The 18,547-nt window shown below is 70.1% G+C and carries 13 protein-coding genes and 2 pseudogenes; 10 read left to right on the plus strand and 5 right to left on the minus strand.

Annotation, left to right across the window (positions count from 1 at the left end; genetic code table 11):
• Window positions 1–49 precede the first annotated feature (49 nt).
• Together AW272_RS37325 and AW272_RS37330 are read right to left on the minus strand one after the other, a co-directional pair.
• A complete protein-coding gene (locus AW272_RS37325) occupies window positions 50–2,689 on the minus strand; it encodes a DUF6493 family protein (protein WP_066375143.1) in 2,640 nt (879 codons plus the stop codon).
• Window positions 2,686–4,026 carry an SWIM zinc finger family protein gene (locus AW272_RS37330; RefSeq protein ID WP_066375225.1) on the minus strand — a complete coding sequence of 447 codons (1,341 nt, stop codon included), beginning with the start codon at window positions 4,024–4,026 and terminating at the stop codon, window positions 2,686–2,688. The genes AW272_RS37325 and AW272_RS37330 overlap by 4 nt, the downstream gene beginning before the upstream one ends.
• Before the next feature lie 56 nt (window positions 4,027–4,082).
• Between AW272_RS37330 and AW272_RS37335 the strand changes: the two genes are divergently transcribed.
• The 5 genes from AW272_RS37335 to AW272_RS37355 all read left to right on the plus strand — a co-directional run bounded on the left by AW272_RS37335 (window position 4,083) and on the right by AW272_RS37355 (window position 9,201).
• Window positions 4,083–5,207, plus strand: a complete 1,125-nt coding sequence (locus AW272_RS37335) for a serine hydrolase domain-containing protein (RefSeq protein WP_066375145.1) — start codon at window positions 4,083–4,085, stop codon at window positions 5,205–5,207.
• Between the two features lie 54 nt (window positions 5,208–5,261).
• Window positions 5,262–6,089 (plus strand): metallophosphoesterase family protein, encoded by an 828-nt coding sequence (locus AW272_RS37340; protein WP_066375147.1) that lies wholly within the window; start codon window positions 5,262–5,264, stop codon window positions 6,087–6,089.
• Window positions 6,090–6,098: 9 nt separating this feature from the next.
• A complete protein-coding gene (locus tag AW272_RS37345; RefSeq protein WP_066375155.1) occupies window positions 6,099–6,734 on the plus strand; it encodes an HAD family hydrolase in 636 nt (211 codons plus the stop codon).
• A 1-nt stretch (window position 6,735) separates the two neighbouring features.
• Window positions 6,736–7,389, plus strand: coding sequence for a hypothetical protein (locus AW272_RS37350; RefSeq protein WP_066375158.1), 654 nt, complete (start codon window positions 6,736–6,738; stop codon window positions 7,387–7,389).
• Window positions 7,390–7,491: 102 nt separating this feature from the next.
• Window positions 7,492–9,201: an alpha-amylase family glycosyl hydrolase gene (locus AW272_RS37355; RefSeq protein WP_066375160.1), complete on the plus strand. Its 1,710-nt coding sequence runs from the start codon at window positions 7,492–7,494 to the stop codon at window positions 9,199–9,201.
• Here the strand turns inward: AW272_RS37355 and AW272_RS37360 are convergent.
• Window positions 9,158–9,847 carry a GntR family transcriptional regulator gene (locus tag AW272_RS37360; protein ID WP_245657916.1) on the minus strand — a complete coding sequence of 230 codons (690 nt, stop codon included), beginning with the start codon at window positions 9,845–9,847 and terminating at the stop codon, window positions 9,158–9,160. The genes AW272_RS37355 and AW272_RS37360 overlap by 44 nt on opposite strands.
• A gap of 84 nt (window positions 9,848–9,931) precedes the next feature.
• On the opposite strand from AW272_RS37360, the gene AW272_RS37365 reads away from it, so the two are divergent.
• From AW272_RS37365 to AW272_RS37385, 5 genes and pseudogenes are all read left to right on the plus strand, one after another.
• Window positions 9,932–10,357: a hypothetical protein gene (locus AW272_RS37365; protein ID WP_157519218.1), complete on the plus strand. Its 426-nt coding sequence runs from the start codon at window positions 9,932–9,934 to the stop codon at window positions 10,355–10,357.
• Window positions 10,358–10,492: 135 nt separating this feature from the next.
• Complete coding sequence (locus tag AW272_RS37370) at window positions 10,493–12,145, plus strand: ABC transporter ATP-binding protein (protein WP_066375164.1); 1,653 nt, start codon at window positions 10,493–10,495, stop codon at window positions 12,143–12,145.
• The gene (locus AW272_RS37375; protein ID WP_066375166.1) at window positions 12,142–13,872 is read left to right on the plus strand and encodes an ABC transporter ATP-binding protein; all 1,731 of its coding nucleotides are present in this window, start codon (window positions 12,142–12,144) and stop codon (window positions 13,870–13,872) included. Before AW272_RS37370 ends, AW272_RS37375 begins: the two co-directional genes overlap by 4 nt.
• Window positions 13,873–13,881: 9 nt before the next feature.
• The gene (locus AW272_RS37380) at window positions 13,882–14,958 is read left to right on the plus strand and encodes an iron-siderophore ABC transporter substrate-binding protein (protein ID WP_066375169.1); all 1,077 of its coding nucleotides are present in this window, start codon (window positions 13,882–13,884) and stop codon (window positions 14,956–14,958) included.
• Window positions 14,959–15,015: 57 nt separating this feature from the next.
• A pseudogene (locus AW272_RS37385) lies at window positions 15,016–15,894 on the plus strand (IS982 family transposase).
• Window positions 15,895–16,403: 509 nt separating this feature from the next.
• Here the strand turns inward: AW272_RS37385 and AW272_RS41450 are convergent.
• Window positions 16,404–17,395 (minus strand): annotated as a pseudogene (locus tag AW272_RS41450) (IS5 family transposase).
• 113 nt (window positions 17,396–17,508) lie between these two features.
• On the minus strand, window positions 17,509–18,547 hold a 1,039-nt coding region (locus AW272_RS37400), incomplete at its 5' end, for an IS630 family transposase (protein ID WP_066374060.1).

Raw genomic sequence — 18,547 nt, forward strand, 5'->3', positions numbered from 1 at the left:
GGGGGCGGACCTGACCCGGGTACCGATCTTGCGATCCGCCCACAGCCGCCTATTCGGTGATCAGTTTCAGCAGTGACCTGGCCTCCATGTTCACCCGGCTGGACCCCTTCCGGGCCGCCAGCTCGGCCAGCCCCGGCACCTTCCCCTTCGCGCCGCAGACTCGGGCCGACTTCACCGCCACCCCCAGCAGGTCGCCCAGCCCCGAGCGCGGCTTGGCGCCCTCCTCGGGCAGCAGGCCGGGCAGCGCGATCGACAGCGCCTCCCACACCGCGGTGTGGGCGCCCGCGTCGGCCGACTGGCCGAGGACCTCGGTGATGCGGTTGAGCTTGAGGACGTCGCCCGTCACCAGCCGGCGGATCGCGTCACCGATGCCGTCGGCGGGGTAGTCGGGGCGGCCCGCCAGGGCGAGGAAGGCCTCGCCGGCCGCCGAGCGCTGGAGCGCGCGATGGTGGCCCATCGCGCCGACGACCGCGGCCGCCACCACCGGGCCGACCGGGCCGGGGCTCAGCGCGAGCGGGATGACCGCCTCGCCCGCCGGTTCGCTCTGTTCGGCCCAGTTGCAGACCCAGCGGAGCAGGTAGGCGGCCGTGGCCTCGGGGTGGTTGGGGAGCACGCCGGGCCAGATGTCGCGCGGGTGGATCCAGTAGACGTAGTCGTCGCGCGGGGACAGGCGGAGCAGCGGGTCGAGGTGGTCGGGGAGCCGGGTGGGCGGCTCCATCGTGACGGCCGGCTTGCGGTCGGTGTAACCGCGGTCGGTCGTGACCTTGACCGTCCATTCGATGACGGGGTCGGGCAGGCCGCCGCCGCGGATCCACTCGGCCACGGCGCGGCCGGCCGGGCCGCCGGTCTTCTCCGCGCGGTCGGCGACCGAGAGGTCGACGTCGCGGGGCAGCCTGAGGAGCGCCTGGGCGAGGTCGGCGGGCAGCGGTTCGCGGTCGCCGTAGTCCTCCAGCCGGCTGATCAGGGTGTCGGGGTCGACGAGGTGGCCGGGCAGAGTGGGAGTGGCCAGCAGGCAGGGCCGGGTCTCGCCGGCGGCGGCCAGGCAGAGGACCTCGGTGACCCGCTGCCGGAACATCCGGGTGTGGGGCGTGTTCGACCGCTCGTGGGGGTTGCGGGGCGGGAGCACCATGTCCTTGAACCGTTCGAGGAGCGACCGGTCGAGGCCGAGTAGCGTCCGGGCCCGGCGGCGGAACACCAGGTCGGCCTGGTCGCAGATGAGCAGGGCCGCCCAGGTCAGCATCCAGCCCATGTCCCAGGGGATGTCGGTGAACCGCTTCCAGTCGTCCCACTCGGCCCGCTGGAACTCGGCCTTGAACTCGGTGGCCAGGATGCCCCCGCCCTGGTGGCCCATCTCGGCCAGCGCGGCCATGACGCGTTCGAGGGCGTCGTGGTCGGAGGAGTATTGGATGTCTCGCAGCTCGATCGCGAGTTCCGGCGCGGTGCGGATCGGGGGCGCGACCGGTGGGGCGCTGACCAGGGGGACGCCGGTGAACACCTCTTCTTCGGCCGTGTCGGTCACGCCGAAGACGGCGGCCAGCGGCGCGCGTTCGTCGGCGGGCAGCCTGGCGGCCGCGTCGGCGACGGCCGCCCGGGTGGCGTCGTCGGGGGCGCCGAGCTTGACCGCGAGCCGGACCGCGCGGGTGCGGGTCGCGGGGGTCTCGGCGGCGAACACGTCGGCGATGGCGAGCAGGGCGCCCTCGGCCCGGACGGGGTCGGCCTTGGTGACCTTGAAGGTCTCGGAGATCCACTTGAGCGCGGCGGTGACGTGTTTCTTCTCCGCCCGCAGCGCCAGCGCGCCGACGGCCTCGCCGAACAGCCCGGCGTCGAGCCGCCCGGCCTGGTCGAGCGCGTAGAGCTCCTCGACGACGTGGTCGGCGACGTTGGCGGGCCCGGCGGGCAGGCAGCGGACGAGGTCGCGGGCGGGCATCTCGTCGAGGCCCGGGGCGAGGCGGCGGCGGAGGTCGACGAAGACGGCGGTGTCGCGGGCGTCGCCGCCGATCAGGAACCGGCCGATCGTGCCGTCGAGGATCATGGCCCGGTCGAACCGGCCCCGCTCCACCTCGGCGCACAGCCGGTCGATGAACTTCCCGGTGCCGTCGAAATTGCTGCGGAAGGCGGCCGCCGCCGCTTCGACGTCGAACAGGCGCGGCACCATCGTCGTGGCCATCGGGTCGTTCCGCAGATCGCCCTTCAGGTAGACGTGCCACGCCCAGCAGACGACGAACACGTCGCCGTCGGGCTCGACGCCGGTCTCCAGCGCCATGGACCTGGCCAGCGCGTATCCGGGCGGGCCGTTCTCCCGCCCGCGCCACGACCAGTTGGCGTCGCGCGGCGCCCGGAGGGCGGCCACCAGACGCCGCGCCAGGTCGGCCCGCCATTCGAGCGGACGCTCGCCGAGCGCGGCGACGACGGCCCGCGCGTCGGCCCACGCGTCGGCGGGGTCGCGTAACTCGCGCCGGTTGAGCCAGGTGGCGACCTGGGCGGCGCCGCCGTGGCAGAGCGCGCCCGCGAGCCGCAGCCCGGTGATCTCGTGTCTGTGGTCGCTCGCGAACCGCCAGTCGGCGAACTGGCGCAGCCGCGCGGTCAGCTCGGCCAGGAGTTCCTTCCGCCCGGCCGCGTCGAGGGCGGCGACGGCGGCGGGGATGTCGTCGAGACGAGTCTGCGTGACGAGGTTGAGCACGGGGTTCATGCCGACACCGTCACCAGGGACGCGACCTTCTGGGCGGCCAGTACGTGTTTGCACGGCCCCCGCGACCCTCGGTAGTCGATCCACCAGGGACAGGTGCAGGTGGGCGTCGAGCCGATGACGAATCGGACGGTCCGTTCGCCGACCCGGGCCACGTCGGGCCCGGTGAAGTGGACGGCGCCCTGTTCGACCAGGCCGAGGGCCGACTTGAGGCGGGGGTTCATGGCCAGCACGCGGCCGGCGTCGTAGGGCAGTTCGCGGTGGAAGTGGGCGGCCTCGGCGACGTCGTAGCCGACCCGGCCGCCGGTGCCGAGCCGGGTGAGGGCGGCGCCGACGCGGGCGCGGGTCAGGCCCGACTGCTCGGCGAGCAGGTCGGCGTCGAGGCGGGGCTCGAAGCGCAGCAGCGCGCCCACCAGGTCGGCGTCGTCGCCCACGGTGTCGCCGGTCAGGTCGTCGAGGACTGCCCCCTCGCCGGAGAATCCTCGCCTCAGCTCGGGTGACAGGGTGAGCGTGAACCGCATGCCGGGCAGCTCCAGCTCCCACGCCGACGCCATCGGCAGGGCGCCCTCGACGACCGGGCCGTAGGCGCGCAGGCCGGTCGCGAAGCGCAGCAGCGGCGCGAGCACGGCCAGCCGCTCGGGCCCGGCCAGGCAGACCGCGCCGGGCGCCGGACGCGCCGTCAGCCGCAGCGACCGCCCGGCGGGCACCGCCCACAGCACGCCCTTCTTGGGCAGGTCGCGCACGAACTTCACGGCCTCGGCCCGGCCCAGCGAGGCGCGCAGGTCGAACCGGGAGGCGATCACCTGGACCTCGGCGAAGCCGCGTAACCAGCGCTCGGGCAGCGGCACCTTCTTCTCGACCACGGCGCCGTCGAGCGTGGTGGCGACCACCTCGTCGTCGCCCACGGCCAGGTGGAGGGGGTCGTTGCCGCCGACGCGGGCCAGCGCCTTGCGCAGCGGCACGTTCACGTCGACGTTGGTGGTGCCGAGTTCGACCACGTCACCGTCGAGCGCCTCCTGCAGCACGTCGAGCCGCGCGTAGACGCCGCCGCAGGCCGAGAACGACTCGAACCGCAGCCGGTCGCCGTTGCAGGTCACCACCGGGTCGCGCATGAACGTCACGGCGCGCGCGTCGTAGTAGCGCGTCTTGGCCACGTCGGCGAGCCCGATCAGGGCGGCCGCGGCGGGCGCGGCACGGGTCAGCAGCCCGCTGAAGAAATGGGGCCGGGCGACCAGGCCGGACGAGGTGAGCCCGCCGGAGGTGGACAGGCCCAGTAAGCCGGCGGCCAGGTCGAGTTCGGAAGCTCGCGAATAGGAGTACGCGATCTGCGCGTCAGACATGGCCAGGACCCTAGCGGCGGCGACCGACATTCCAAGAACACGCTAGAATCGAACACATGAGCGATCTTCAGCAGGTCGTACAGACCGCGATCGACGAACTCGTCGAGAAGGGCACCGAACGTGGTGTCCAGGTGGTGGTCTACGTCGGCGGTGAGCCCGTGGTCGACGCGGTGGCGGGGGTGGCCGATCCGGTGACCGGGCGCGCGGTGACTCCCGGCACGCCGTTCTACAACTACTCCGTGGGCAAGGGCGCCACCTCGGCCGTGCTCCACGTCCTGGCCGAACGGGGTCTGATCGGCTACGACACGCCGATCGCCGAGGTGTGGCCCGAGTTCGCCGCCCACGGCAAGGAGCGCGCGACGGTCCGCATGGCGCTCAACCACACGGTGGGCGTGCCCGGCATCCCGCTCACCACGACAGAAGAGGATCTCTGCGACTGGGACCGCATGTGCGCGGCGATCGCGGCGGCCGAGCCGTGGTGGGAGCCGGGCACCGAGATCGGCTACCACGCCTACAGCTTCGGCTACATCGTGGGTGAGATCGTCCGGCGGGTCACCGGCAAGAAGATCTCCCAGGTCCTGCTCGAAGAGGTCGCGGGGCCGCTCGGCGTCGCCGACGAGCTCTACTTCGGCATGCCGGCCGATCAGCAGCCCCGGCTGGCCGTCCTCGAAGACGCGTTCTCCGAGCCGTCCCCCGAGCCGCCTGCGGGGCTGCCCACCGAGCTGCCCGACCTGCCGATGTTCAGGGCCGGCCCGATGTCGCTGATGCCGACCGCCGCGCTCGGCAACCGGCCCGACATCCTGGCCGCCGACATCCCCGCCGGGGGCAAGATGACGGCCCGCGCGATGGCCCGGCTCTACTCGGCGCTGATGTTCGAGGTCGACGGCGTCCGGCTGATCTCGCCGGAGCGGCTGAAAGAGATCTCCGCGATCTCCGCGGAGGGCACCGACGCGGTCTTCGGGAACCCCGTCAGGTGGAGCCTCGGCTTCGGCATCGGTCACCCGGGCGGTTTCGCCGAGCCGAACCCGACCACGTTCGGCGTCCCCGGCGCGGGCGGCGGCAGCGCCTACGCCGACACGAAGACGGGCATGGCCTTCGCCCTGATGAAGAACGTCCTCAGCCCCGACTTCACCACGGCGGCCACGATCAGCGACCTGGTGCGGCGGGAACTCGCCACCTGACGGGGAGCGGCTCGCAGGTGGATTTGGGCGACCAGGTTGGAGAGACTGCCCCTTATGACATTTCTTCTGGCGATCAGCGATGTGCACGTCGGTTACCCGGAGAACCGCGGCATCGTCGAACGCATCCGGCCCCGGTCGCAGACCGACTGGCTGCTGCTGCCCGGAGACGTGTCCGAGAAGGTCGCCGACTTCGAATGGGTGCTGGGCACCCTCGCGCGCCGCTTCGCCAAGGTCGTCTGGGCGCCGGGCAACCACGACCTGTGGACCCACCCGAGCGAGACGGTCCAGCTCCGCGGCGTCGAGCGCTACGAACACCTCGTGAAGGTGGCCCGTGACCTGGGCGTCGTCACCCCCGAAGACCCCTACCCGACGTGGGAGGGCCCCGACGGCCCGGTGACGGTCGCGCCACTGATGGTCCTCTACGACTACTCCTACCGCATGCCCGGCATCACCACGAAAGAGGCGGCCCTGAAGGTCGCCTACGACAAGGGCGTGGTGTGCACCGACGAGATGGTCCTGCACCCCGACCCCTACGACAGCATCGACGAGTGGTGCGCCGCCAGGGTCGAGGAGACCGAACGCCGCCTGGCCGACCGCCCGGGCGGCCTCCCGACGGTGCTGGTCAACCACTATCCGCTGGTCCGCGACCCCACGTTCGTGCTGCGCCACCCGGAGTTCGCGATCTGGTGCGGCACCGACCGCACCGCCGACTGGCACGTCAGGTTCGGCGCGCTCGCCATGGTCTACGGCCATCTCCACATCCCGCGCACGACCTGGCACGACGGCGTCCGCTTCGAAGAGGTCTCCCTGGGCTACCCGCGAGAGTGGCGCCCCAGGGCGGCGTCTCCGGGCGAGCTCCGGCAGATCCTCCCGGCCCACTGATCGCCGCGCATGATCGACACCGCACAGTTCGACACCGTGCTGTTCGACGTCGGCGGGGTCCTGACGGTCGACCCGTGGCAGGCGCTGTGGCTGACCCCGGGAGACGGCATCGCCGACCGGCTCGGCCTCGACCATGACCAGGTCGACAGGGTCGGCGAGGACCTGTGGCCGCAATACTCCCTGCGGGCGCGGGAGGAGGCGGACTACTGGCGCGACTTCGGCGCCGCTCTCGGCCGCGACATCCCGGCCGACGTCGTCACCGCGGCGGAGGGCTCGACGCTGAGAACCGATCCGGCGGCGTCGCGGGTGGTCAGCCTGCTCGTCAGCCGGCAGATCTCGGTCGGCTTCATCAGTGACAACACCTCGTTCTGGTTTCCCAAACAGATGAGTCTTCTCGGTGAAGTGGTGCGCACCTGGCCGACTCACCGATACTTGTCCTATCTTCTCGGTGTGTCCAAACAGAGCACCGGAACGGGCCTCTACGAAATCGCCGCCCGATCACTCGACCCGTCGCGCACCCTGGTCGTCGACGACCGGGCGCACAATATCGACAGGGCCGCGAGCGCGGGTTTCCAGACGCGGTTCTACACGTTGGGCGGCGATTCCCGGCTGCTCGACGCGATCGCGGAGAGCACGGACCGGTAGCGTGCGATTCTTACGCCGCGATCCTCCACCTCCCCCGCTGGAGATTCAGGAGCTCGGCCGCGGGACCCAGGCCTTCCAGGCCATGCTGGTCGAATACAACTGGCTCCGCCAGGAGAGCCTCAACGCGATCAGCAACCGCGTCACCATCGCCAACTTCATGTTCGGCGCGATGGCCCTGATCCTGGCCGCGCTCATCGGCCAGCCGACCCCCACCACGGGGACCGCGCTGATCAGCCTGATCGGCGTCCCCCAGATCGCCAAAGTCGGCCTGATGATCTGGCTCGGCGAATACAACCGCTCCCAGCGCGCGGGGAAATGGCTCGCCGAACTCGAGCTGCGCATCAACGCGGCCGTCGGCCACAAGAACGCCATGTCCTGGGAAAGCACACTGCTGAGCAATTCGCTACATATGTCCTATCCCTATTCGTCCGTTCTGCTGCTGTTGCTGGGCGCGGGCTGGGCCGGGATATTCGTCGGAATCATGCAGTTGCGCACCACCACCGGACTGCCCGCCGACCAGTTGGTCTGGCTGCTCGGCGGGGTGCTGCTGGTCGCGTCCGCTATGGAACTGTGGTTTCTGCTGTCGTTCCGCAAGAAGTGGCTGCAGATCAAGAGGAACTACTCGAAGTCCGGCCCGTCCATGTGGACCGTCTGACTACGAAGTGACTCCTCTTGGTCACACTTTGCGCTCGGCGGTTTGCGGGGTCGTGGTCTGGACCATGACAAACAGGGACGCCGACGTGAAGCGGAGGACCTCATGCATCCGAGCCCGGTGACGTGGCGTGACCAGTTCCTCTACTTCCTGCTCCCCGACCGGTTCAGCGACGGCCGGGAGCAATCCCGCCCGAAGTATGACCACACCGACACCCACCGGGCGCCCGACCCGATCCCCTGGGCCGACTCGGGGTCGCGGTTCCAGGGCGGCACGATCGCCGGCATCACGAGCAAACTGGGCTACCTGCGCGACCTCGGCGTCACCACGCTCTGGCTCGGCCCGATCTGGAAACAGCGCGCCGACCTGGAGACCTACCACGGCTACGGCATCCAGGACTTCATGGATGTCGACCCGAGGTTCGGCAGCGCCGAGGAGTTACGCGCGCTCGTCAGCCGGGCCCACGACCTGGGCATGTACGTGCTGCTCGACGTGATCTACAACCACACCGGCGACAACTGGTTCTACGACGACGACGGCGTCCCGGTCTCCCAGGTCCCCTACCGCCACAGCCCGCCCCACCCGATGCACGGCTGGCGGTCCGCCCAGGGCGCGAGCATCCCGGCCATCGCCGGCCGCGACGACGGTGTCTGGCCGGAGCCGTTCCAGGACCCCGAGTGGTACACCCGCGCCGGCAGCATCGGCCGCTGGGACCCCGAACCGTGGGAGGACCCGCGGAGCCCCGACGTCGAGTTCCGGCGGGGCGACTTCCAGACGCTGAAGGATCTGAACCTCGGCCGCGAGGGCGTCCTGTCGGCGATCGTCGACGTCTACAAGCACTGGATCTCGTTCACCGACTGCGACGGGTTCCGGATCGACACGGTCAAGCACGTGCCGTGGGAGGTGTCGCGGAACTTCTGCGGCGCGATCCGCGAATACGCCGAATCGATCGGCAAGGAGAACTTCCTGCTGCTCGGCGAGGTGACCGGCGGGGCCGCGATGGCGCGCGACTACCTCGACATCTTCGGCCGCAACGTCGACGCCGTGCTCGACATCGGCCGGCCCGCCGCTCTGATCGCGGGGCTGGTCAAGGGGTTCGCCGACCCGCGGGCGTTCTTCGACCAGTACCAGGGCCACGACATACTCGGCGGCCACCGCGAGACCGGGCGCTACCACGTCACGATGTTCGACGACCACGACATGGTGGGCCGCGAGCGGCGGCGGTTCTCCGCCGGGAACACCGGCCCCCACGTCGCCGCGCAGGTCGCCCACGCGGTCGGCGTGCAGCTGACCACGCTGGGCATCCCGTGTGTCTACTACGGCACCGAGCAGGCCTTCGACGGCGCGTCCCCGGCGGGCGGCGACGATCGGTACATCCGGGAGTCGATGTTCGGCGGCTCGTTCGGGGCGTTCGGCACCGCGGGGTGTCATTTCTTCGATCCGGAGCATCCGGCGTACACGAGGATCAAGGCGCTGGCGGCGGTGCGGAACCGCACCGACGGCGTGGGGCTGGCGCTGCGGCGCGGGCGGATGTACCTGCGGGAGATCTCCACCGGCGGGGCGTTCCGGCTCCCGGCGACGGGCGAGATGACCGCGTGGTCGCGCATCCTGCACGACCGCGAGGTGCTGGTAGCGCTGAATCCGACGCTCAACCCGATGACGGCGCTCGTCACCGTGCACCGGCCGTTCCATCCGGAAGGGTCGGTGCTGTCGGTGCTCTACGGCGAGACGACCCCTCCGTCGGTGGTGCACCACGAGGGCAGGGCCCTGGTCAGAGTCGGCCTTCCCCCGGCCGGGATGGCGATCCTGAGCTGAAGGCCTTCTGCAGTAAGGCCTCCGCGTCGTCGAGGTAGTCCGACAGGAACGTCTCGGCCTCGGGCAGGCGGCCCGCTTTCAGCAGGCCCACCAGGGCGCGGTTGCGGGCGACGAACGGCTCGTGGAAGGCGCGCGGGTTCTCCATCACGTGGAAGACCAGGCGCAGTTCGGCCAGCAGCTGGCCCATCAGTTCGTCGAGCCGTGAACTGCCGTGCAGCGCGACCAGCGCCTGGTGGAAGCGCAGGTTCGCCGTGCCCACGTCGCGCCAGCGGTCTTCCGCGGCGGCCCGTTCCGCGTCGTCGACCGCCTCGCGGCAGGCCGTCACGTCTCCCCCGGCGCTGTTGCGCACGGCGGCGCATTCGATGACGCGGCGGACGAGATAGAGATCCCGCACGTCGGAGGCGGACAGGACCCGGACGAAGACCCCCCGGTTGAGCTTGTGCACGAGCAGTCTCTCGTGGCCCAGCAGCCGGAACGCCTCGCGCAACGTGTTGCGGGAGATCTCCAGTTCGGCGCCGATGGCCTCTTCGGAGAGGCGTTCGCCGGGTTCGTACACCCCCTGGGCGATGCGGTCGCGCAGGACGCCCGCCACGAGTTCGGCGGTGCTGGATCGCAGGAGATGGGGCCCGGTCGTCTGTTCACGCACAGTTACCAGCAGAACATGGCAACAAACCTCTTGTCGAATTGTTCAACGATTCTTATGTTGAAAAGAAGTCAACGAAGGAGTGTCATGGCTACCTCCCAGTCGCGACGGTTGCTGATCGCCGGTTCGATGCTGCTGCTGGCCGGGTGCGGCGGGCTGAGCGAGGCCGACGCCAAGGCGTGCGACACCGGCCGCAAGCTCGTCAAATACGCGCTGAGCATGACCGTCGTCGCCCCCGAGGAGGTGGTGGGGCAGATCGCCGAATCGGCCGGCGCGCGCTTCCCCGCCCTCGTCGCCGATGCCGCCGACGAGGGTGTGAAGAAGGCCCTCGGAGACGTGCGGACGACGCTGGCCGCCTTCCGGCCGACCCAGGTGACGTCGTCGGGCGGCACCGTCACGGAGCAGTGGGGCGAGAAGCTCAAGTCCGACCAGTTGCGCAAGGAGAACGTCGAGAAGCTGGACGCCACCCTCCGGAAGCAGGGGAACGCACTCAACGAGGCGTGCGGGACGTAGACCATCCGGCCGCGCGGGGGACACGGGTGGCGCCGCTGCCACGGCGCCACCCGTGGCGGACTTCCGAACTGGCCCAGCCCTGATGGTTAGTGTAGCCTTACCTAAGTTTTACTTGGGCGAGGCGGAGGGTGACGGGTGAGGGCTGTCCTGCGACGGGCGATCTCGGGGCAGCGCTGTGATGTCGTCACGGGCGCCGTGCTGGGAGCGGCCCACCAGGTGGGCGAGGTCATGGTGCCGGTGCTGATCGGCGTGGTGATCGACCAGGGTGTGGCGCGCGGCGACCTGCCCGCGCTGGCGCGGTGGCTCGTCGTCCTCGCGGCCGTCTACGTCGCGCTGTCGTTCTCCTACCGTTTCGGCGCCCGAGCGGGCGAGCGCGCCGCCGAGAAGGCCGGGCACGCGCTGCGCATGGAACTCGTCGAACGGGTCCTCGACGCCCGGGGCGGCGCGGAGAAGGGCCGTCTCCCCGGCGACCTGACCAACACCGCCACCGAAGACGCCAAACGGGTCGGCGCGGTCAACATGTCGGTCATGCTGGCCGTGTCCGCGCTGATGGGCATCCTGGTCGCGGCGGTCGTCCTGCTGCTCATCTCGGTGCCGCTCGGCCTGGTCGTGCTGGCCGGCACCCCTCTGCTGCTCTACTTGGGCCACCTGCTGAGCAAGCCGCTGGAGAAAGCCAGCGAAGACCAGCAGGACCGTGCCGCGCACTCCTCCGGCGTGGCGGCCGACCTCATCAAGGGCCTGCGCGTCCTGAAGGGCATCGGCGCCGAGACGGCCGCGGTCACCCGCTACCGGATCACCAGCGGCGACTCCCTCGCCGCCACCCTGCGCGCCGCCCGCGCCGAAGCCCTGCAAACGGGCCTGGTCATCGCGCTCACCGGCATCTTCATCGCCGTCGTCGCCCTGGTCGGCGGCCGGCTCGCCGCCTCGGGTGAGATCACGCTCGGCCAGCTCGTCTCGGCCGTCGGCCTCGCCCTGTTCCTGATCGGCCCGCTGGAGGTCTTCGCCTGGGTGAACGCCCAGTTCGCGATGGGCAGGGCCTCGGCGGCCCGCATCGCGGAGGTGCTCGCCGCCCCCCACGCCATCGCCGCCGGCACTGTCGAAATGCCCTCTTCTGTACGAGGTTCGCTCACCCTCCGCGACCTCTCCCACGACACCCTGAAGGGCGTCGACCTGGACGTGTCCCCCGGGGAGGTCCTCGGCATTGCGGCCGTCGACCCGGCCGACGCGCTGTCGCTGCTGCGCTGCCTCGGCCGGACCACGACGTTCGAGGGAACCGTGGAACTCGACGGGATCGCGCTGGCCGACCTCGACCCGGCCGCGCTGCGCGACGTGTTACTCGTGGCCGACCACGACGCCGACCTGTTCGAGGGCACGCTGCGCGAGAACGTCGGCGGCGAGTTCCCCGAGGTGATGGCCGCGGCGGGCGCCGACGAGGTGGCCGACGAACTCCCCGATGGCATCGACGGCCGGATCAGCGAACGCGGCCAGTCGCTGTCGGGAGGTCAGCGCCAGCGCGTCGCCCTGGCCAGGGCTCTGGCCGCCGATCGCGCCGTATTGGTCGTACACGACCCGACCACAGCGGTCGACGCGGTGACCGAGGCACGGATCGCCTCCCGGCTACGGGACGTCCGGCGGGACAGGACCACGATCCTCGTCACCACCTCCCCCGCGCTGCTCGCGGTGGCCGACCGGGTGGTCCTGCTCGACGGCGGCCGCGTCACCGACACCGCCCCGCACGCCGACCTGGTCCGCCGCAACGCCACCTACCGGACGGCGGTGCTCGCATGAGTCGCGAACTCCTTCCCGTCGCCACGGCGGCCCGCACCCGCGCGGTGCTGTTCGACCTGATGCGGCCCTACCGCGGGCTGGCCATCGGCGGGTTCGCCGTGATGATCGTGGCCACCTCGATCGGGCTGCTCACCCAGCCGCTGCTCGGCCACATCGTCGACCTGGTGGACGCCGGACAGCTCGCGTCCGCGATCACGATGCCGGTGCTGGCGCTGGTCGCGGTCGCGATCACCCAGGGCGGCGCGATGACCGTCGGCCTGGCCCTGGTGTCCCGTCTCGGCGAGACCCTGCTGGCCCGGCTGCGCGAACGCTTCGTCGACCGGGCGATGCGGCTGCCGCTGGAGCAGGTCGAGCGCGCCGGGTCGGGTGACCTGACCTCCCGGGTGACCGGCGACGTCTCGCTGATCGCCGAGGCCGTCCGGATCGCGCTGCCGGAGATGGCCCGCTCGGGCCTGGCCATCGTGCTGACCCTGGGCGCGCTGGCGATCCTCGACTGGCGGTTCCTGCTGGCCGCGCTGATCTCGGTGCCGATCCAGTGGCACACCGCGCGCTGGTACGTCCGCAACGCCGGCCCCCTCTACGCCCACCAGCGCGTGGCCGGCGGCGCCCAGCAGCAGCAGCTCCTCGACACGATCGGCGGCGCCGAGACCGTGCGGGCGTTCCGCCTGGAGGCCGACCACACGGCCAAGGTCGCCAAACGCTCCACCACAGCGGTCGACCTGACGCTGCGCGGGGTGAACCTGGTGCTGCGCTTCTACAGCCGCCTGCACGTCGCCGAATACGCCGGCCTCGCCGCCGTGCTGGTCGCCGGCTTCTTCATGGTCCGCTCCGGCACGGCCTCCATCGGTACGGCCACCGCCGCCGCCCTCTACTTCCACTCCCTGTTCGCCCCGGTGAACACCGCGCTGGTCCTGATCGACGACGCCCAGTCGGCCGGCGCCGCCCTGGCCCGCCTGGTCGGCGTGATCGACCAGCCGGAACCCGCCCCCCTCGACCGCGCGCTGACGACGGGCGACGTGGAGGTCAAGGGCCTGAGCCACTCCTACGACGAGGGCCGCCCGGTCCTGCACGACGTCGACCTGACGATCAGGGCCGGCGAACGGGTCGCCCTGGTCGGCGCGAGCGGCGCGGGCAAGACCACCCTGGCCCGCGTGATCGCCGGCATCCACCGCCCGCTGGCCGGGACGATCGCCGGCCCCGGCGAGGTCGGCATGGTCACCCAGGACGTCCACGTCTTCGCCGGCCCCCTGGCCGACGACCTCAGGCTGGCCCGCCCCGACGCCACCGACGCCTCGATCCGGGAGGCCCTGACCAGGGTCGACGCCCTCACCTGGGCCGAAACCCTGCCGGAGGGCCTGGACACCGTCGTCGGCGAAGGCGGCCACCGCCTGACGGCGACGCAGATCCAGCAACTGGCCCTGGCCCGCCTGATCCTGGCCGACCCCCCGGTGGCCGTCCTCGACGAGGCGACCGCCGAAGCGGGCAGCGCCGGCGCGCGGATCCTGGAGAAGGCCATCGAGACCACCGTCGAGGGCCGCACGGCCCTCATCGTCGCCCACCGCCTGACCCAGGCGGCGGCGACCGACCGCGTCGTCGTCATGGATGGCGGACGCATCGTGGAGAGCGGCCCGCACGACGAGCTGCGCTCCTCCGGCGGCCGGTACTCCTCCCTCTGGGAGGCGTGGTCCGGCGTCCGCCCAACCACCTCTGAAAACCCCCTCGAATAAGGAAATTCGATGCTCGGCATTACGAGAGGCATCCGGTTCGCCGCGGTGCTCGCCTCCTCCCTCCTGCTCGGCACCATCGCCGCCTGCGGGTCGTCGTCGGAGACGGCAACCCCCGCCGCGTCGGCCCCGGCCGCCCCTCCGGCCGGTACGACGGCCCCCGCCGCCTTCCCCGTCACGATCGAGCACAAGTTCGGCTCCACGACCATCCCCGCCGCGCCGAAGCGCGTCTTCACCGTCGGCCTGACCGACCAGGACGCGGCGATCGCCCTCGGCGTCGTCCCGGTCGGCACCACCAACTGGTTCGGCGGCTTCCCCGGCGCCGTCGGCCCGTGGGCCACACCGCTGCTGAACGGCGCGCCCGTTCCGACCCTGCTGGAGGACCCGGGCACCGGCCCGCAGGTCGAGAAGATCGCCGCGCTGAAGCCCGACCTGATCGTCGCGCTGTACTCGGGCCTGACCAAGGAGCAGTACGAGACCCTGTCGAAGTTCGCCCCGGTCGTGGCGCAGCCCGCGGCGTACAACGACTACGGCATCCCGTGGCAGGAGCAGACCGTCACCATCGGCAAGGCCCTCGGCAAGGAGTCCGAAGCGACCGCGCTGGTGGCCGAGGTCGAGACCAAGTTCAAGACGATGGCCGCCGAGCACCCGGAGTTCGCGGGCAAGAAGGCCGTCGTGGCGACGCCCTATGAGGGCTTCTTCGTGTACGGCAGCCAGGACACCCGCTCGCGCAACATGGTGTCGCTCGGCTTCACCCTGCCCGAGGACCTCGACTCGGTGATCGGCGACACGTTCGGGGCCAGCATCTCCAAGGAGCGCTCGGACCTGCTGGACCAGGACCTGATCATCTGGACGGTGCCGGACACGACGAAGGACGTCGAGACCCTGCACAAGGACGCGGTCTACAAGGACATGAAGGTCACCAAGGAGGGCCGCGAGGTCTTCATCGGTGAGAGCACCAACTATGGCGTGGCGTTCTCGTTCGTGACGGTGCTGTCGCTGCCTTACGTGCTTGACCGGTTGGTGCCGCAGCTGGCGCAGGCGATCGACGGCGACCCCGCGACCAAGGTGGAGCCGGCCGCCGACTAGATGAGTGAGTCCAAGGCGTAGCTGCGGAGATAGGGCGAGGGTGCCCACGCTCGGGTTGTGACGACCAAGTTAGACACCCTCGCAACCGCACTGTACGTGAAGGTCGATGACCTGCTGAAGGCCTCACCAGGCCTGGCACCATGGCGACCGAAGACGGGAATCGCCCCCACCCTCAGCGACGCCGAACTGGTGACCCTGGCGGTCATGTCGGCGTTGCTGGGCTTCGTCTCCGAACGGCGCTGGTTGCGCTACGCCCACGCCGAACTCGGTGGGATGTTCCCCTACCTGCCCGGCCAGTCGGGCTACGGCAAACGCCTGCGCAAGGCATCAGGGCTGGTCCTGCACGTCATCCGGGCGCTGGCCGCCGACACCATGCTGTGGAGCGACGATGTGTGGGTGGCCGACTCCACCCCGGTGGAATGCGGTCGCTCCCGCGACACCGCCCGGCGCAGCGACCTGGCCGGATGGGCCGAGTACGGCTACTGCGCCAGCCACTCGCGCTACTTCTAGGGACTGCGGCTTCATCTGGTCTGCACCCTGGGCGGGCTGCCGGTGATGTTCGCCCTGGCCGGCGCCAAGGCCGATGAACGGCAGACCTTGCCAGGCATGCTCGACGCCGCTCCCGACGTCGTGGCCGGGCGTCCCGGCCAGTCGATCATCGCCGACCGCCAGTACTACGGCCGGGACTTCGAGCGGGCGCTGACCGAACGTGAACTCCGGCTCCTGCGTCCGCTGTTCAAACCCCTGCGCCAGACCATCGAATCGATCAACCAGACCTTCAAGAGCCAGCTCGACCTGGAACGCCACGGCGGCCGCACCCCCGCCGGGGTCATCATCCGCGTGCTGTCAAGGATCCTCGCGCTGACCGCGGTGATCTGGCACAACGACAAGACCGAAGAGCCGATCAAACGCTCACTGATCGCCTACGACCACTGAACGCGACCAGATCCCTTGGACTCATTCATCTAGCGGCGACGTACACACCCTTCTGAAACCGGAGGCCGGGCCCGCGCGGGGCTCGGCCTCCGTTTGTTCTGCTGTGTCCTGAACACAGGTCTATGAGCATCAGAGGAATCGCGGTGTGTCACGGGCGGGAGAGTGTAAACCGCAAGCTCGTCTCGACCGGAATATGCCAATCTTGTGGCTGTTCATCGACGAGCCGACAGGGATAGTGACCTTCGGTTCGAGATGTGTGTATTCAGCTTTGATGGCGACAGACTAGAACGGCTCTTGGAAAACGACCTGTCGGCCCTGATCGCAAGCTATAGAGAGATAGATGCGGCGCAGACGCCTCATGAACGCGTTCGCCTGCCGCCCTCCATAATCGTCGATCTTCTCCGGGGCTCGGGCATTGATGCGGCGCTGGGAACAGGGGATATATCAGTGAGCGCCGTCGTGATTGGGGCATCGGTCGCCGTCCTAGGGCGTGTATGGACTTCGGATCTTCAGCTGAGCTGAAGGCTTCGGACCCACAGAAGAGCACCGCGTAGATAGAGCCCGGCCAGATAGCTGTCAGGGGTCTTATCGGAGCGGAAGGCCAGGCCACGCCATTGTTTGATCTGGTTGATGCAGCGTTCGGCGGTGTTGCGCTGCTGGTAGAGGACGAGGTCGTGGCTGATGGGGCGGCCGCCGCGTGAGCCGCGGTTCTTGCGGTGGACGGCTTGGTCCTTCTTCTCCGGGATGACGGCTTTGATGCCGCGCTCACGTAAGTGGGCGCGGTTGCCGCGTGAGGAGTAGGCCCTGTCGGCGGCCACCGCCGCGGGTCGGGTGCGTGGACGTCCGATCGGAAGTCGAACCTTGATCTTTGACAGCACGGCGCGGAACTGCGGGCTGTCTCCGGCCTGACCTGGAGTGAGAACGAAGGACAGCGGCCGGCATCGCCGATCGGCCGACAGGTGGATTTTGCTGGTCAGCCCACCCCGCGAACGTCCCAGCGCGGCAAGCTTCAGCCGGATGCCGTGCCGCAGCCGTAACCATCGTCGCGCGGCCCGGCGCTCCTGCTCTGCCGGGCCGGCTACGCCTGGGCGGGTGATTCGCCCCTTTGGCGTAGCCCCTTTTCCTGGTCCAGGGCCTCGGCCAGCGCTGCGGCCAGCTCGCCGTCCAGGACCATCCCGGCGGCGTGCTGATGGGCCCGGACGGTCGTGGAGTCCACACTGATCAGTCCCAGATCGACCTGCCCGCGAGCGGCGGACTCGGCGATCATCGCCTGCATCAGGTCTTCGAAGACACCGGCCCTGGCCCAGGACCGGAACCGGTCATAGGTGGTGGACCACGGCCCGTACTCCACCGGCAGGTCCCGCCATGGGCTGCCCGTCCGGAACCGCCACATCACGGCATTGAACTGATGCCGCAGGTCCGGGATCGGGCCCCGCTCACCCAAGGGCAGGTGAGGCTCGATCAGGGACCACTCTGCATCGTTGAGGTCTCCACGCGCCATGGCGATGACCTATCAGGACCTGCAGATCACCCGCACGCAAATCCCTCTGATCTCAACTCCGTACAGGCCCTAGTGCTGTGACCGGAAACGATCGCCGGGTTCTGGTGCCTTGATCAGATTGCGAGTGGCAAGGGTCGGCCACCCCAGCGGACGCGTTTCTCACTGCGGATGCGAGCGCGTTCGCGACGTTGGGCGGCCAGGACGTCGGGGTGGCGGGCGTTGGCGTTGCGCCAGCGCAGGTAGGCATGCAGAGCCCGGGTCTGGACGGTGTGGTTGGGGTGGTCGGAGCCTGCGATGGTGAACTGGCGCAGAGGTCCGAAGTGGGCCTCGATGGGATTGGCCCAGGAGGCGTAGGTCGGGGTGAAACACAACTCGACCTTGTTCTTCTTCGCCCAGGTGCGGATGCGCCAGTTCTTGTGCGCCGACAGGTTGTCCAGGATCACGTAGATCGGAGCCCCGTCGGGGCGTGCCGCGCGGATCGATCGCAACGCGGCCCAGGTGTGATCGATGCCCTTGCGGCGCCGGTTGACGCCCCACAAGGTGTCGTCGCCGACGGAGTAGCAGCCGTGGAAGTAGGTGATCCCGTGGGTGCGGTGGTAGGTCGCCGGCAGCCGTGCGGGCCGTCCTTGTGGTGCCCAGCCCGATCCGTGGGCGGGGCGGATGCCCAGCGGCCCGAACTCGTCGAAGGCGAAGGTTCGCTCCGGCCGCTGGGTCAGGGCGTACTCGATCCGGTCCAGCTTGGCGTCGAAGTCGGGGTCTGGGGATTCCTTCCAGGTTTTGGTGCGCTGGAAGGTGATCCCGCGCCGCCTCAGCAGGACGCGTAACGCCTCCCGGCCGACCTGGATGGCCTGGCCGGGAAGAGCCCGCAGGTAGATGGCGAGTTTGCGGATGGACCAGCGGGTGAAGGGCTGCCCGAGCCGGGCCGGGCGGGTGATGGCCGTCGCGGCGACGAAGTCTTCTTCGTCGTCACTGAGCAGGCGGGGACGGCCTCCCGCCCACCGAGGGTCCAGGCAGGCCAGCCCCATCTCGTTGAACCGATGGATCACATCGCGGACGGTGTCCTCATCAGCTGCCACCAGACGGGCGATCACCGGGACGGTGTTTCCTCCGGCCGAGGCCAGCAGGATCATCGCCCGCCGGTACCGGACCGAG

Origin of the sequence: Herbidospora mongoliensis (assembly GCF_001570545.1) — a bacterium.
Lineage (GTDB): Bacteria > Actinomycetota > Actinomycetes > Streptosporangiales > Streptosporangiaceae > Herbidospora > Herbidospora mongoliensis.

Excerpts from the sequence above, each read along its gene's own strand:
- AW272_RS37335 (WP_066375145.1), top strand. The coding sequence starts at position 4,083 with ATGAGCGATCTTCAGCAGGTCGTACAGACCGCGATCGACGAACTCGTC.
- AW272_RS37325 (WP_066375143.1), bottom strand. The coding sequence starts at position 2,689 with ATGAACCCCGTGCTCAACCTCGTCACGCAGACTCGTCTCGACGACATC.
- AW272_RS37345 (WP_066375155.1), top strand. The coding sequence starts at position 6,099 with ATGATCGACACCGCACAGTTCGACACCGTGCTGTTCGACGTCGGCGGG.
- AW272_RS37340 (WP_066375147.1), top strand. The coding sequence starts at position 5,262 with ATGACATTTCTTCTGGCGATCAGCGATGTGCACGTCGGTTACCCGGAG.
- AW272_RS37355 (WP_066375160.1), top strand. The coding sequence starts at position 7,492 with ATGCATCCGAGCCCGGTGACGTGGCGTGACCAGTTCCTCTACTTCCTG.
- AW272_RS37380 (WP_066375169.1), top strand. The coding sequence starts at position 13,882 with ATGCTCGGCATTACGAGAGGCATCCGGTTCGCCGCGGTGCTCGCCTCC.
- AW272_RS37375 (WP_066375166.1), top strand. The coding sequence starts at position 12,142 with ATGAGTCGCGAACTCCTTCCCGTCGCCACGGCGGCCCGCACCCGCGCG.
- AW272_RS37330 (WP_066375225.1), bottom strand. The coding sequence starts at position 4,026 with ATGTCTGACGCGCAGATCGCGTACTCCTATTCGCGAGCTTCCGAACTC.
- AW272_RS37365 (WP_157519218.1), top strand. The coding sequence starts at position 9,932 with ATGGCTACCTCCCAGTCGCGACGGTTGCTGATCGCCGGTTCGATGCTG.